The following is a 14,954-nucleotide window of genomic DNA, read 5'->3' on the forward strand; positions in this document are numbered from 1 at the left end:
ATTGCCGCCGGGCGGGCAGCAACTGCCTCAGGCCGTGAGCTTCTTGCGGCCGATGGCGCGACGGCGATTGATGATCTTGCGACCATTCTTGGTGGCCATGCGGGCCCGGAAACCATGACGGCGCGTGCGGACGAGCGTGCTCGGCTGGAATGTACGTTTCATACCACTAGACCACGCCGGCGCGCGGTTCCCTTGTTCTTATCTGGACGCAAGATGCGTGCCGCCCGGCCCTGAAAGGGGGTATCGGCAGATTTGCCGGGCTTATAGGGAATTGAGGGGGGCAAGTCAACGCGGCCGTAGTGCCTTGTGTGTGCCGATTGGCGCACGCTGCTGTGGCAATTTTGCTCTGCTGCGGCCGCTCTGTCTATTGTCTTGCGCGAAGCAATGGTATTGAGGCGCCTCAAACCAGCAACTTGGCAAGGCTCAGAGGCGGATTTGGCGGAAAGACTTACACCCGACCTCTGTGTCATAGGGGCCGGTGCCGGCGGTTTGGCTGCCGTCGAGGCCGCACGCGCGCTCGGTGCCTCCGTCGTTCTGGTCGAACGCGGCGAAATGGGCGGAAATGCCCTCAATACCGGCGCCGTGCCGGCCCGGGCCTTTGGCGTCGCCGCCGAACGCGCCCATCAGCTGCGCACCGCGGCGCGCTTCGGCATCACCGCCGACAGTCCGAAGGTCAGCTTCCGCCGGGTCCACGATCACGTCGACCAGGTCGTCGCCGGTCTCAGCCCCCACAACGGCCTGGCGCGCTACGAGGCGCTGGGTGCCGAGATCATCAAGGGCGAGGCGCACTTCACCGATAAATCCACCCTGGTGGTCGATGACGTCGAGATCCGCGCCCGCCGCTTTATAATTGCCACCGGCGGTCGTCCCACGGTGCCGCAGATCCCTGGACTCGACGCCGTCCCCTATTTCACTTCCGACACCATTCTCGACAACACCCGCAAGCTCACCCATCTGGTCATCATCGGCGGCACGCCGCGCGCCATCGAACTGGCCCAGGCCTATTGCCGGCTCGGCACCGAGGTGACGGTGGTCGCCGCCGGCGACATGCTGCCCGGCTTCGATCGCGAGCTCGTCGATGTCACCCTGCGCCGCCTTGGCGAGGAGGGCGTCAAGCTGCACGATCACACCGAGGTCGCCGCCATCCAGGCGCGCTCCATGGGCATCGGCGTCGTCATCCGGTCCGGCGACACCGAGCGGCCGCTCGATGTCTCGCATATTCTCGTCGCCACCGAGCGCGTCCCCGAGCTCGCCGCGCTCGATCTCGACAAGGCCGGCGTCAAGATGGACAAGACCGATCCGGCGCGCCTGCAGCTCAAGGGGCTTGTCACCTCCAACCGGCGTATCCTCGCCATCGGCGACGCCGCGGCCGTCGATCAATCCGTCCATGCCGCCATGCGCGATGCCCAGATCGCCGTGCGGCATGCGCTGCTCGGCCTGTCCGCCCAGCGCGCCGCGCGCCTCGTGCCGCGACTGGTCGAAACCGACCCCGCCATTGCCGAAATCGGCCTCAACGAAGCCGAAGCCCGCCGCTGCCATGGCATCGGCTTCCGCGTCAGCCGCTGGTCCTTTGCCGAAAACGACAAGGCCCGCATCGAGGGCGACACGGATGGCTTTGCCAAGCTGATCACCGATGGCTTCGGCCGCATTCTCGGCGCCGCCATCGCCGGTCCGGGCGCCGGCGAAACCGCGGCGATCTTCGCGCTCGCCATCGCCAATGGCCTCACCATGCGCCATCTGCTGCGCTTCGTGGCGCCTTATCCCAGCAAGGCCGAGATCGTCAGCCGGCTCGGCACGGAGTACCTGCGGCACGAAAAGGACAATCCGCTGCTGCGCTACTGGATGGCGCTCGTGCGCCTGCTGGGCTGATAGCGGCCATGGCCATCCGTGCAAATGCGGCTGGAAACGCGGCCGACGCCGCGCTAATCATCAGCTGATGGCCACCCCTCGTCGCGCCTTGCCCGGCCCTTTTTCGGGGCTCTCCGTCAAGCTCATCGCCACCATCGTCGTGGTGATCCTTGCCGTTGAGGTGGTGATCTATCTGCCCTCGGCTGCCAGCTATCGGCTCAACTGGCTCGATGACCGGCTGCGGGTCGGCATCGTCGCGGCCCGCGTGCTCGATGCCGTCCCCGATGCCATGGACCTGCCGCGCGTCCTCACCGATCGTCTGCTGACCTCGGCGGGCGCCCAGGCCATCGTCTATCGCCGCGAAGGCCAGAGCCAGCTCATCGACTTCGAGGATGCTCAGCCGCTCACCGATGTCGTCACCGTCGATCTGCGCCAGCGCGACATCGCGACGATGGTTCTCGGCACACTCGACACACTGTTCATGGGCGGCGACCGGACCCTGCGCATCGTCGGCACGGAAGATGCGCAGCCCGAGCGCATCGTCGAGGTCATCATGCCCGAAACGCCGATGCGCGCCGATCTGCTGATCTACTCGCGCAACCTGTTCGTCCTGTCGATCATCCTCGCCGTCATCACCTCGGTGGTGCTCTATTTCATCGTCTCGCGCATTCTCATTGCGCCCATCCGGCGGCTCACCTTCAACATGATGGGCTATCGCGAGGCCCCCGAGAACGCCAGCCTCATCGTCGCCCCCAGCCGCCGCCGCGACGAGATCGGCATCATGGAGCGCGAATTGGCGGCGATGGAATCGAACATCTTTTCCATGCTGCGCCAGCGCCGGCACCTCGCCGATCTCGGCCTCGCCGTCGCCAAGATCAATCACGACCTGCGCAACACGCTGACCTCGGCACAATTGCTGTCCGACCAGGTGGCGACACTCGATGATCCCAAGGTGCAGCGCCTTGCGCCGCGGCTGGTCAATTCCATCGACAAGGCCATCGGCTTTGCCCAGTCCGTTCTCGATTACGGCCGCCAGAGCGCCACCCCGCCGCGCCCGGCGCCGGTCCGCCTGCAGGCGATGATCCAGGAATCGGCGCTCGAGGCCGGCCTTGCCGGCCATCCCGGTATCCGCTGGGTCAATGCCGTGCCCGACAGCGCCGAGATCGAGGCCGATCCCGACCAGTTGGGCCGCATCTTCGTCAACCTGCTCAAGAATGCCCGCGAGGCGCTGGAGGCCAAGCTGGCCGAGCTCGAGGACCCGATGGTGGAAACCCGATTCGCCCGCGAGGCCGATCGCGTCACCCTTACCGTCTCCGACAACGGCCCCGGCCTGCCGCCACGCGCCAGGGACAATCTCTTCGTCGCCTTCGAAGGCTCGGCCCGCGCCGGCGGCACCGGGCTGGGGCTCGCCATCGCCCGCGAACTGGTTGAAGCCCACGGTGGCCACCTCAGCCATGTCGACCAGCCGCAGGGCACCCGTTTCGACGTTGTGCTGCCCACCAGCCTGCGCACGGCATGAACCCGCAAGACCCCGCTTGCAATGGCCCGCACCACCATGTATGGGTCTCGCCGTTCGCCGGAAATCAACCCGGCGGTGCGCGCCCTTAGCTCAGCTGGATAGAGCACCAGACTACGAATCTGGGGGTCAGGAGTTCGAATCTCTTAGGGCGCGCCATTCTCTTCCTGTCATGCCAAGAAATAGCGGATCGAGCGTCACATCGCTGATGCAGAGCGCAGCGCTATGTCCGAAGGACGGGGAAAGGGCCAAGCGGTCATTCGAGAAAAATGCAGCGAACGGCGGGAGCGAGCCCATATTGCAAGTGTCTGCATCGCAGCTGGACCGGTAGAATGATTGTCTTGCCTGATACGAACATCCGGACGTTGCAGCCGGTATCGGAGCTTTATTATTTCGATCGGCAGGACACCGCTCTGCCGCGCAAAATGACTGCTTTGGCCGCGTGGAATACGATCATGAGTGATCCGCAGCCACTGCTGCAACGAGCCTTTCAGATACGCGATGTGATTTCGTCGGTGTTTGGCGTCAAACGTATTGGTGGCTTCAGCGGGACGCGTGTCGGACAGGTCAATGTCGGTGACTACCTGGACTTTTTCCTCGTCGAATACGTCGATGACGAGTGTCTGGTGCTCACCGAGCGTGATCGTCATCTAGACGTCATGACCTGCATTTCAATCGCAAACGACACTCTGTCGGTGACGTCCTCCGTCTGCGTACACAACACGTTCGGCCGCGCCTACATGATCCCGGTTGGCTTTGCCCACAGATGGATCGTACGCGGCATGTTTCGACGCTTGCGACGACAGCTTTCTTAGGAGCAGCAAGCGCTCGCTCCGTCCTGCACAGTGGACCCTCGCGCGCCCCGCAGGGTGAGGCTGATTGGGTCGGAGGGTCTTGGCATTTGCGTCGGGAATGCTCGAGACGGCCTTTCGATGTCCGGGCGGTTGCCCGGGACCTGTACCCGCCGCGTCGCTAGCTGATCAGCAGGCGGTGTCCGTCGCGGTCTTCGGTTACGCCTGATGCCTGCCCGGTCGGAACATCCGCCAGCAAGGTCCGCGTCGCTGCGACACCCTCGTCGACCGATCCCTGCATCGGCAGCATATTCCGGTAGCAGAGCAGTTCCAGATGCGGCGGCGCGCCGGCGCAGGTGAGGGCGGTCACTTCGACATGCGCACTGTCGACGTCATCGAGCCGGTCCTGCTGGATGCCGTGGTTGAGGCTGCGAGCGTCGGGCTCAAAGCCGTACTGCCGGTAAAAGGCCACGCTGCGCTGGGTATCGCGCACCGCGATGGCCGTGTGATCGATCCCCCAGAACAGCGGCGCGTGCTCCGCCTGTCCGCGCCAATAGTCGGGGACTGTCTTGCCGGCAAACTGCAGCAGTTCGAGGGGATGGCCATCGGGATCGCGAAACTTGTACGCCAGCACGCCGCCCGAACGCTCCGGCAGATGTTCCGGTCCGGCCCGCGAAATCGGCGCCCAGTCTGTCACCGTTTCAAGATGCCGATAGGCGGCGTCCATATCGCCCGTCACGATGGCGAAGTGTTGAAACGCCGGGCTGTTGGCGACTGCGGTGCAATAGACCGGCCCCTTGCCGGCGGGCACGATGGCGATGTGTTGCAGGCCAAGCCGCAGCATCAGCTGCGGTGCCTGACCCTCGTCCAGCCCACCCTGCGCGCCATGTGGCGCGGGACAGACCTCGAACCCGAACGTCTGGCGATAAAACCGCGAGAGCCGCTCGACATCGCTGCTTGCCAACGCGACCGCTGTAATCCGCGTCATGGCCTTTCTCCCGGGCGTGCCCCGGCCTGCCCGCGCAGTGTCATCGGAAACTGCACGGCCCGGAGCCTGTGAACTCGGGCAATTGCACCAGCATCAGCACTGCGGGCGCATCACCGACCGTGCCCGACAGATGACCACGCTTGCGGTCGATGGTCCGGCACCCCTGATCCTGTCCGAACGAGATCTCGCCCGCGCCCATCTCCACGCGTTCGCCGGCCATCGATTCGACAAACCACCGGCCCGACAGCGGGATGATCCATTGCGGCTTGGGATTCTCGTGCCAGTCGGCGACCCATCCCGGCGGCTGCACGGTGAACAGCACGGTTGCCTGGCTGTCGAACGTGTCTCCCAGCCACTGGGGCGGCGCCCCTTGTCCCAGCGCATGCAGGGCGAAGTGAGAGATCGTGCAGCGCACGTTCCGGCTCACGCCATCGGCATCGACATGAAGATGCCAGTACCCGACCTCAGGCGTCTCGGTCATGGCTGCGCTCCGATGGCATAGGGCTGCGTCGACGACAGTGGCGCCGAAAAGAAGTCCTGCACGCCATTCGCCGTCGTCCCGAAGGTGATCAGCAAAAAGCCGCCCGCCACGGCAAAATTCTTCAGAAAATCCCAGAACTGGTCACCGGGATTGCGCAGCGAAAACGCTGGCGCGGTCCAGAACTGCTTGTAGAGCACGGCCGTCGCGGCGCAGTAGCCGGCGAGAATGAAGGCGGCCAGCCGATCGGCGACACCCGTGAGCACGCCCAGCGACATCACCACCTCGATCGTCAGGCCGATGAGGATCATGGCCATCCCCAACCCGCGACCGACCCCGATCTGCCGGGCCTGCGAGACCGCCCCGTTGAAGTTGAGCACCTTGTCCAAGGCGCTGAACGGAAAGAACAGTCCGATGAGTGCCAGGCGCACCAGAAACGTGATGATGATCTCGATTGTCACGGCAACAGCCTCCATACTTGCTGCCGACACTACCGCTGACAGGCGCGGCTGCAGAGTTAATTATATGTATAAATCGAGACAGATAGCCTCCAGGACACGGTGTCATATTCAACGCCTGATCAGTTACAGGGAGCGCGGACATGGCCAGCGATTATGACGTCATCATCATTGGTTCCGGCCCCGGCGGCGGCACGACGGCGCAGGCCCTTGCAAAGACCGGCAAGAAAATCCTGCTGATCGAACGGGGCGACTATTTGATCCGTTCGCGCGACAACTGGGACACCGGCCAGGTCTTCGGCGCCAACCGCTATCAGGCAGACGAGACCTGGTATGACGACAAGGACAAGCCCTTCACGCCCGGCCTGCATTACTTCGTTGGCGGCAACAGCAAGATGTATGGCGCAGCCCTGTTTCGGCTTCGCGAATGCGACTTCGGCGAGATCGAACATGAAGATGGCCTGTCGCCCGCCTGGCCCGTCGGCTACGACACCTTCGAGCCCTATTACCAGCAGGCCGAGGAACTTTTTCACGTCCATGGCCGGCGCGGCGAAGACCCTACGGCGCCGCCTGCGCCAAAGCCCTACGCCTACGATGCCGTTGAGCATGAGCCGCGCATTGCGCAACTGGCGCAGGATCTGAGCGCCGAAGGCTACAACCCCTTCCATCTCCCGGTCGGGGTCTTGCTCGACGAAAAAAACCTGCAGCCACTGCCGCATTCACCCTGCATCCGCTGCGACCGCTTCGATGGCTATCCCTGCCCGACGAACGGCAAGGCCGATGCCCAGGTGATGTGCGTGGATCCGGCGCTGCGCGACTATCCCAACCTCACCTTGATGACCAACACCTATGTGACGCGGCTCATCACCGATGCGTCTGGCGGTGCGATCAAGGAAGTTGAAATCGAAACGGGCGGTGAGACACGAACATTGTCGGCCGACATCTTCGTCGTCGCATGCGGTGCGCTATCGTCTGCTCTGCTGTTCCTGCGCTCGGCCTGCGAAACCCACCCCGACGGGCTGGCGAACCAGTCCGGCCAGGTTGGCCGAAACTATATGCGGCACAACAATTCTGTCGTTCTGGCGCTGTCGAAGTCTGAGAATCCCACCCGGTTTCAGAAAACCCTCGGGCTCAACGATTTCTATCGCGCGCCCAAGGATGGCGGCAAAGGCGATTGGGATTTTCCCCTCGGTCACATCCAGATGGTCGGCAAGTCGGACGGCGAGCAGATCGAGGCCGAAGGTCTGCCAGCCTCCATGCAATGGATCAGTCAGAAGCCGTTCGACTGGATCGCCAAGCACTCGATCGATTTCTGGCTGCAGTCGGAAGACCTGCCGCTGCCGCAGAACCGCATCTACTACGACGGCGACAAGGTGCGGCTGGATCTGACGCTCACCAATCAGGAGGCCCACCGGCGCCTGCGTCAGAAGCTGCGTGACCTCTGCGACAAGACCGATATCCATCCCCACCTGTTCGATCGCAAGCTCTACTTCGGCCACAACATTCCGATTGGCGGCACCGCCCATCAGTCCGGCACCATGCGGTTCGGCAATGACCCGATGAACTCGGTGCTCAACGAAGACTGCAAGCCCCATGAACTCGACAATGTCTATGTGACGGACGCCAGCTTCTTCCCCTCCATCGGCGCGGTGAACCCGACGCTGACCATCATCGCCAATGCCCTGCGTGTGGCCGATGTCATTACGCAGCGGATCGTGGCCTAGCGAGGCGGGGAGGCGCCCGCCGTCTCAAAATTCGGCAGGTGAGGTATGGGAGCGCAGTGGCGTGGTCCCATGCCTCCTCCGCGTCTTGCGGTGCCGAATGGCACCGGCCTGACGTCCTGGTTGCGCACAGCCAGTGATGCCGCCTCACTGTAGGGAACGGCATCGGCGTGTCGACCGTCATGCCGCGGCGTCGCGGCAAATGCGGTGATCCACCCTTTGACCGATACGACACACGTAAAACTGCCCGCCGCGCCGGTCGCGGCAGGCAGTGCCTCCATCATTCTCGCAGTCGAACCGGTGCAGCCTATCCGATGAGATGCGGGAACAGTCCCAGAAGGCCGATCAGGATGAGATAGGCAGCAACCACATAGTTCAGGATGCTGGGGACGATGAGAATGAGGATGCCTGCAGCAAGCGCGAGCAGGGGGCTGGTGAGGACGAGGTAATCCATTGCGACTCCTGAGGGTTGGCCGGGGGCGTCCACCCTTGCCGGGGGGGCCTGGGTGAACGCCGCACCATGCCCGCCTGGTGTGGGCTTTATCCAAGCGGAGCATCACCCTGAGCCCGCGGTTTGCCGCTGACCTGCCCTCAGTCTTACAAATTTGACAGGCGTCAGGCGCCGCCTGCAGTCGCGGGGTGGAAACAGATGGTCACCCGCAGGCCGGGCGCATTGTCGGACAGGGTGAGGCTTGCGCCATGGCGCGTACAGATCGCCTCGACCAGCGCCAGGCCGAGGCCGGCACCCTCGTCATGGCCGCCGCCCTTGAGTCGATGGAACGGGTTCAGCACATTCTGACGCTGATCCGCCGGGATACCCGGCCCGTTGTCTGCCACTTCAAGCACGACATCGTCCGGACCGGTCCACGCCTTGATGGAGATCGTGGTTCCCGGCGGCCCGTACCGGCTGGCATTGGCGACAAGATTGACCAGCATCTGCTGAAGCATCCTGCGGTCGCCCATGATTACGGCGCTGTCATCATCGTCCTGGACAAAGGTCAGGCTCTGGCCCGCATCCTCCGCCACCGGTCGGAAGGTCTCCGCAATATCGGCGGCGAGCTCCGTCAGCGACAGTTTCTCAAATCCCGCATGGTCGGCGGATGCCTGAATCCTGGAGATCCGCAGCATGGTGTCGAACGTGGCGCTCAATTGCGTCAGGTTGTCGTATGCCACTTCCAGGCTGGCCTGCGGCGCGGGCGCGATGCCCTCGCTGGTCATGGCCTCCTGCACCGAGAGCGACGCCCGGTTCAATGGCGAGCGAAGATCGTGAGCGATCGACACAATCGTGTTCCGGGTCGTTGCCATGAGGGCCGAGAGCCGGTCGAGGTGAACGTTGATGAGCCGCGATATCTTGTCGATCTGGTCATTGCCTTTGCCCACTGGCACCCGGCGATCGGTGTCGCCCTGTGACACCGCCTCGAGTGTCTTTGCGAGCGTGCGCAACTTGCGGCCAACGTGGCGGCTCACCGCTACCTCGAGAATGAGGCGTGTGAGGATAATGACTGCGCCGGCAATCATCAGAGCCCAGTGCAACTCCTCATGTACCGCTTCCACGCCGCTCATCGTGCGCGCCATGACCAGCGTTGTTGGCCCGAAAGCGGTCACGGTGCCGTAGAACTCGCGGTCGGGCAGGCCATTGCCAGCGGAAAGTGGAAAGCAATCCCAGCCTTCGATATCGGGGACGACATCGACATTGCCGGCCAGGTTCGCGCCCGCGGCATCGAACAGCCCGACCCGCTGCACGGCGGGTGATGTGCTCAATGCGCTGGCCTGCACCGCCGCGCGCAGGGCCTCGGGACCCTGGCGGACGAAGGTTTCTCGCAACGAGGTCAGCTGGATGCGGATCTCGATCTCCAACTGCTCCACCATGCTCGCCTGGGTGACCCGGTCGAGATAACCGGCGGTGCCCACGAGGAGCAGCACGAACAGTGGTGCAACCAGCAGCGAATAGCGAAATCCGCTGGCTGAAGTCAGATCACCGAGGCGCATGCAGGCAATACCCGGAGTTGCGTGTCGTATGGATCAGCGGCACGTCGAACGGCTTGTCGATCTTTGCGCGCAGGCGGCTGATATGGGTTTCCACGACCGTGGTCTGCGGATCGAAATTGAAGTCCCAGACCTGCTCGAGCAGCATGGTTTTGGTAACGATGCGCCCGGCGTTTCGCATCAGCACCTCGAGCAGCGCGAACTCCTTGTTCTGCAGTTGAATATGCTGCCCGTCGCGCGTGGCACTGTGCGACATGAGGTCGAGGTCAAGGTCATGAACTGTCAGGTGGGTCACCTGTTCGAGGCTCTGCGGCCGGCGCGCCAGCGCGGTGACACGTGCCACCAGCTCGGAGAAATGAAAGGGCTTTACCAGATAGTCGTCGCCCCCCGCGATCAGGCCCTCGACGCGATGATCGACGTCACCCATCGCCGTCACGAAGAGCACGGGCACCTTGCGTCCAGCTGAACGCAGCGACTTGAGCACGCTCAGCCCGTCCATGCCGGGCATCATCCTGTCGAGGATGACAATGTCGCACGGATTGTACAGGCAGTAGGTGAGCGCATCCCTGCCGTCGTCGACCGTCTCCACGCTGTGGCCGAGTTCGGTCAGACCCTTGCGCATGAATTCGGCGGATCGCGCGTCGTCTTCGGCAACCAGAATTTTCATTTTCTTCGCTTCCTCTGCGAAAAGACCGCCAGATGACGGGGAAATTCCCATCTCGTCCAGCTTTTCTGCCCGTTCGGCTCCGCTAATGGGCAATCGCTGTACCCGCTCGGCCACGCGGCGGTGACTTCATGACAAAAACGACCGGCAGCATCAGCAGCGCCACCCAGCCGGTGAAGGAAAAAACGTCCTGAAAGGCCAACATCTGCGATTGAACTGCAAGCTGGTTCGCCAGGTCGCCGGCGGCCGCCGGATTTGTTGGTGTCATGCCCAGCGGGGCCAGATAGGACCACACATTGGCGTTGAACGGCGACAGGTCGGGCACCAGCGCATTCCAGTGAAACTGGGTGCGTTGCGTCAGCTGCCAGCCGACCACGGCGATGCCGATCGACGACCCCATTGAGCGCGTCACGCCATAGATGCCGGAGGCCTCGTCCTGTTTTTGTGGGCTGACGTTCTGGAAGGCCAGCGTCGACATCGGCACGAAGAACAGCCCCATTCCGGCACCCGAGATCACCCCGGGGATGGCCAGATCCCAGAACCCGGCATTGATGTTCAGCCACCCCATGGCGAGATTGCCGACCCCGGTGAGCACAAGACCTGCAGCGGCGAGCAACCGCGCATCGAACCGCTTGAGCAGCACCGATCCGGTCAGCACCATGGAGATCCCGGCCGAAATGCCGCGCGGGATGAACAGAAAGCCCGCGTCGAGCACGGAATAGCCGAGCAGGCCCTGAACGAAAAGCGGAAGCACCGCAATCGTCCCGAACATGGCAACGCCAAAGCCCATGATCGCAACATTCGCCCCGGCAAAACTTCTGTCGGTGAACAGCCCGAAATCGATGATGTTGGTCGACAGCTTCCAGCCATGAATGAGAAAGGCCACCGCGGCGATGACACAGGTCAGCGCGCAGACCTGAATGACCGGTGACGCGAACCAGTCCCGGCTCGCTCCCAGATCCAGCATCAGCTGCAGCGCGCCAACGGCACAGACCATCAGCGCCAGCCCGGTCCAGTCGATCGAGACCCGATGCTGATCCTCTTTCGGCAGCTCCCCCGACATCATCATCAGCGCGAAAGCCGCGATCGGCAGGTTGACGAAAAACACCGCGCGCCAGCTGAAATATTCGGTCAGCACAGCACCCAGCGTCGGCCCGAGAACGGGCGCCACGACCACGCCGAGCCCGAACATCGCCATTGCCTGGCCGCGCTTTTCCTTGGGAAAGGTCTCGAACAGAATGGATTGCGACAGCGGGATGAGAAAGGCGCCGAACAGGCCCTGGCCCAGCCGGCAGATCACGATGATCTCGACACTGTTGCTGAGCCCGCAAAGCACCGAAAAGCTCATGAACCCGATGATCGCGCTGGTGATCAGCCGGCGCCGGCCGAACCAGCGCGAGAACAGTCCCGTCAGCGGCATAACCGCCACCGAGGCGACGATATAGCTGGTCAGGATCCAGATCGTCTGGTCGCTGGTGATCCCGAAGGCGGCCTTCATGTGCGGCAGCGCGACGTTGACGATCGTCGAGTCCAGCACTTCGAGGACCGCCGTGAGCACCACGGCCAGAACCACCGGCCAGCGCGCCTTGCCGGGGCGCGCTGCGGCCGGCGGATGCTCCGCCGCGCCGCCATCTGCCGGGGTGAGGGTTGCGTCGGTCATTGCTTCGCGGCGGTCTTCGTCTTGGACTGCGTCGTATCGACCACGGCCTTGGCACTGGCACCGACCCTCAACTGCTGATCCGGGTCGGTCGGCAGCTGCGGCAGGCTGATCCGCACCGGAAAGCGCTGCGTCACCTTCACCCAGTTACCGGTCGCATTCTGTGCTGGCAGCAGCGAAAACACCGCACCCGATGCCGCGCCGAGGCTGACGACACTGCCCTTGAGTTTCAGCCCCGGATACATGTCGAAGCTGAGGGTCGCCGGCTGGCCGACATGGATCCGCGCCAGGTCGGTTTCCTTGAAATTGGCGTCCACCCACCAGGCCGAGTCTTCGACCAGCGAGAACAGGGCCTGCCCCGCAGCAACGATCTGTCCCGGTCTGAGCGACAGGTTGGAAATCCAGCCCGACTCCGGCGCCGTCACCGTTGCATGCGCCAGATTGGCCTTGGCGATCGTCAACGCCGCGGCTGCCGCGCGCACGCTGGGGTTGTCTGCGCCGGCCGCGCCGGCCTGATCCTGCATGGCCGACAAGGCGGCCTGAGCCGATTTCTGCTGCGCCGCCGCCTGGTCACGCTGCGCCGTCGCCTGATCGAGCGCCGCCTTGGTGACGTCGCCGGAATCGAACAGTTTCTGAGTGCGGTCCAACTCGCCCTGCAGGTTCTTCAGGTTCGCCGTCGCCGCAACAACCGAGGCCTGGGCGGTGCCGAGATCGGTCTGGCTGGCGCGCACGCTCTGTGTCGCGGTATCGAGTTGCGCCTGGGCGCTGTCGAGTGCCGCCTGCAGGCTCACCGTATCGATCTGAAACAGCGTGTCGCCCTTTTGAACGTGCATGTTCTCCGTCACGGCAACGCTGCTGATCTGCCCGCCAACCTGTGGCGCGATGGTCAGCAGGTTGGCGCGCACATAGGCGTCGTCCGTGGAGGGGTAGGCACTTTGCAGCTGCCACCACCACCACAGGCCGGCGCCCGCGGCAACGACGACAACTGCCAGTGCAATCGCCTTGCCATTGAGACGCATCTTACGAGGCCGTCTTCTGATGGTCGGCCACGGCTGCCGAATGGGCCTTCTCGAATGCCGAACGCAGACGCGCTTCCTGCGACGAATCGAGGTTCGTGCGGATGATGCGGCCGCCGTGCTCGCCGAGCCGGGCTTCGAAGCGATCGGAAGCGGTCGTGCGGGCCATGATGAACAGGGCGGCCTGGCCCGGCTGCAGAACCGACGCGACGTCCTTCATGAACTGGTCGTTCAGCCCGTAGTCCGACATGGCGCCCGAAAGCGCGCCGGCAGCTGCGCCCGCGAGGACACCCAGCAGTGGATGCAGAAATAGCAACCCGACCAGAAAGCCCCAGAAGGCACCACCGGCGCTACCGACGGTCCACAGGTTCACCATCTGATTGAGCTTGATCTGGCCCTTTGAATCGACGGTCGCAACGACGGCGTCGGCGACGTCGACAAGATATTCCTTTGCCATGCCGAAAAGGTCGGCGCGGGCGGCCTCGGCCTTTTCCGGCGTGTCATAGCCGATGACGAGGAGTTCAGACATGATCGGTATCCTTTGAGACTGCAGTGCGGTCGGGAACATCCGGACCGCGGTGCCGCCAGGCGTCAGAAACCTGGACGCATGCGCGACAACTAAGCCTCTTTCTGAGCCGCCGGGTTTGTCCCCGCCTCTAGCGAGCTTTACTTGTTTGTAAGGTGGCCCGGCGCGCGGCGGTCGCTGGCGCAAGGCATCGTTTCCGGGCCGGAGCGTCCGCTGCAAAAGGCCACGGGTTTCATCGCCCGCCTTGCACCTGCTGGAGCACGGCGGGGCGGGTTCCGTGGCGCTGGCCCGGCGCCAAAAACCCTTACAATTCGGTAAGCGGGTTTCGCGCGCCGTAGAGCGCAAGTCTATGATTTGATGCTCATTTATCTGTTGCGCGAAACACCGCGGCGGGCTCTGCATTCGCGCAAATATACAAATCTGTCAGACTTCGGTTTGCTGTAGAACGAAATGGCTGGTCCCCCCATTATCCGGGCAGTGAAACGGAGGTGATGGCAATGCTGTCCATCGATTTGAGTGGTAAACGCGCCCTGGTGACCGGCGCAAATTCCGGCATCGGCGAGGCCGTCGCCCTGATGCTCGCCGAGGCGGGCGCCGACGTGGTGGTCAATTTCGTCGCGCATAAAGAGGCGGCGGATGACGTCGTCGCAAAGATCGCGGCAAAGGGCCGGCGCGCCTTCGCCTATGAAGCCGATATCTCGGCACCCGATCAGGTCGCCGCCATGTTCGACAAGATGACCACCGAATGGGGCGGCATCGATATTCTCGTCAACAATGCCGGGATCGACGGCAAGTCCAGCCCGGCCTGGTCCGCCGATTTCAAATCCTGGAAACAGGTCATCGACATCAATCTGTGCGGGACGTTCCTGTGCTGCCAGCAGGCCTTGAGCCGCATGACGGCCCAGAAGGCCGGCGCGATCGTCAACATGTCCTCGGTGCACGAGACCATTCCGTGGAGCGGCTACAGCGCCTACACGGCATCCAAGGCGGGCATTTCCATGCTCACCAAGACGCTGGCCCAGGAAGCTGCACCGCATGGCGTTCGGGTGCTGGCAGTCGCGCCGGGCGCCATCAAGACAACGATCAACCAGAACGTGTGGGGCGACCCCGACGGGCTGGCCGATCTCGATCAGAAGATCCCGATGGGCCGCATGGGCGAGCCGGAGGAAATCGCCCACGTCGTTGCCGTCATGGCCTCGGGTTTCGGCAGCTACGTCACCGGCACGACCGTCTTCGTCGACGGCGGCATGCTGGACTACGCCGATTTCGCCCACGGCGGCTGAGGCCGCCAGCTACAGGAACTCA

General features: G+C 63.6%; 15 protein-coding genes and 1 tRNA gene. 6 read left to right on the plus strand and 10 right to left on the minus strand.

Features of this window, described 5'->3' with window-relative positions:
* Nucleotides 1-27: 27 nt before the first annotated feature.
* A complete protein-coding gene (gene rpmH / locus ACN0TK_RS15360; RefSeq protein WP_417310405.1) occupies nt 28-162 on the minus strand; it encodes a 50S ribosomal protein L34 in 135 nt (44 codons plus the stop codon).
* A 222-nt stretch (nt 163-384) separates the two neighbouring features.
* On the opposite strand from rpmH, the gene ACN0TK_RS15365 reads away from it, so the two are divergent.
* The 4 genes from ACN0TK_RS15365 to ACN0TK_RS15380 all read left to right on the plus strand — a co-directional run bounded on the left by ACN0TK_RS15365 (nt 385) and on the right by ACN0TK_RS15380 (nt 4,179).
* Nucleotides 385-1,869, plus strand: coding sequence for a dihydrolipoyl dehydrogenase family protein (locus ACN0TK_RS15365; protein WP_417310406.1), 1,485 nt, complete (start codon nt 385-387; stop codon nt 1,867-1,869).
* Between the two features lie 67 nt (nt 1,870-1,936).
* The gene (locus tag ACN0TK_RS15370; RefSeq protein WP_417310407.1) at nt 1,937-3,367 is read left to right on the plus strand and encodes a sensor histidine kinase; all 1,431 of its coding nucleotides are present in this window, start codon (nt 1,937-1,939) and stop codon (nt 3,365-3,367) included.
* Nucleotides 3,368-3,446: 79 nt separating this feature from the next.
* A tRNA-Arg gene (locus tag ACN0TK_RS15375) sits at nt 3,447-3,523 on the plus strand.
* Between the two features lie 173 nt (nt 3,524-3,696).
* Nucleotides 3,697-4,179, plus strand: a complete 483-nt coding sequence (locus ACN0TK_RS15380) for a DUF2867 domain-containing protein (RefSeq protein WP_417310408.1) — start codon at nt 3,697-3,699, stop codon at nt 4,177-4,179.
* A gap of 157 nt (nt 4,180-4,336) precedes the next feature.
* Here ACN0TK_RS15380 and ACN0TK_RS15385 read toward each other — a convergent pair whose 3' ends face one another.
* The 3 genes from ACN0TK_RS15385 to ACN0TK_RS15395 are packed head-to-tail and all read right to left on the minus strand — an operon-like array spanning nt 4,337 to nt 6,082.
* Complete coding sequence (locus tag ACN0TK_RS15385; protein WP_417310409.1) at nt 4,337-5,143, minus strand: VOC family protein; 807 nt, start codon at nt 5,141-5,143, stop codon at nt 4,337-4,339.
* A gap of 40 nt (nt 5,144-5,183) precedes the next feature.
* Complete coding sequence (locus ACN0TK_RS15390) at nt 5,184-5,624, minus strand: cupin domain-containing protein (protein WP_417310410.1); 441 nt, start codon at nt 5,622-5,624, stop codon at nt 5,184-5,186.
* Entirely contained in the window at nt 5,621-6,082 is a 462-nt protein-coding gene (locus ACN0TK_RS15395; RefSeq protein WP_417310411.1) for a DoxX family protein, read from the minus strand. Before ACN0TK_RS15395 ends, ACN0TK_RS15390 begins: the two co-directional genes overlap by 4 nt.
* A 140-nt stretch (nt 6,083-6,222) precedes the next feature.
* On the opposite strand from ACN0TK_RS15395, the gene ACN0TK_RS15400 reads away from it, so the two are divergent.
* Nucleotides 6,223-7,803 carry an FAD-dependent oxidoreductase gene (locus tag ACN0TK_RS15400; protein WP_417310412.1) on the plus strand — a complete coding sequence of 527 codons (1,581 nt, stop codon included), beginning with the start codon at nt 6,223-6,225 and terminating at the stop codon, nt 7,801-7,803.
* Between the two features lie 304 nt (nt 7,804-8,107).
* Here the strand turns inward: ACN0TK_RS15400 and ACN0TK_RS15405 are convergent, their stop codons facing one another.
* From ACN0TK_RS15405 to ACN0TK_RS15430, 6 genes are all read right to left on the minus strand, one after another.
* Nucleotides 8,108-8,254, minus strand: a complete 147-nt coding sequence (locus ACN0TK_RS15405; protein ID WP_417310413.1) for a DUF3096 domain-containing protein — start codon at nt 8,252-8,254, stop codon at nt 8,108-8,110.
* 161 nt (nt 8,255-8,415) lie between these two features.
* The gene (locus tag ACN0TK_RS15410; protein ID WP_417310414.1) at nt 8,416-9,789 is read right to left on the minus strand and encodes an ATP-binding protein; all 1,374 of its coding nucleotides are present in this window, start codon (nt 9,787-9,789) and stop codon (nt 8,416-8,418) included.
* Nucleotides 9,776-10,453: a response regulator gene (locus ACN0TK_RS15415; protein ID WP_417310415.1), complete on the minus strand. Its 678-nt coding sequence runs from the start codon at nt 10,451-10,453 to the stop codon at nt 9,776-9,778. The genes ACN0TK_RS15410 and ACN0TK_RS15415 overlap by 14 nt, the downstream gene beginning before the upstream one ends.
* An 82-nt stretch (nt 10,454-10,535) precedes the next feature.
* Nucleotides 10,536-12,110 (minus strand): DHA2 family efflux MFS transporter permease subunit, encoded by a 1,575-nt coding sequence (locus ACN0TK_RS15420; RefSeq protein WP_417310416.1) that lies wholly within the window; start codon nt 12,108-12,110, stop codon nt 10,536-10,538.
* Entirely contained in the window at nt 12,107-13,126 is a 1,020-nt protein-coding gene (locus ACN0TK_RS15425) for an HlyD family secretion protein (RefSeq protein WP_417310417.1), read from the minus strand. The genes ACN0TK_RS15420 and ACN0TK_RS15425 overlap by 4 nt, the downstream gene beginning before the upstream one ends.
* 1 nt (nt 13,127) lies before the next feature.
* On the minus strand, nt 13,128-13,652 hold the full coding sequence (locus tag ACN0TK_RS15430) for a DUF1269 domain-containing protein (RefSeq protein WP_417310418.1): 525 nt from the start codon (nt 13,650-13,652) through the stop codon (nt 13,128-13,130).
* A gap of 494 nt (nt 13,653-14,146) precedes the next feature.
* Here ACN0TK_RS15430 and fabG point away from each other — a divergent pair, with 494 nt between their 5' ends.
* Nucleotides 14,147-14,932, plus strand: coding sequence for a 3-oxoacyl-ACP reductase FabG (fabG, locus tag ACN0TK_RS15435; protein WP_417310419.1), 786 nt, complete (start codon nt 14,147-14,149; stop codon nt 14,930-14,932).
* Nucleotides 14,933-14,954: the final 22 nt, after the last annotated feature.

The sequence above is a fragment of the Devosia sp. genome, assembly GCF_048261455.1.
Classification (GTDB): domain Bacteria; phylum Pseudomonadota; class Alphaproteobacteria; order Rhizobiales; family Devosiaceae; genus Devosia_A.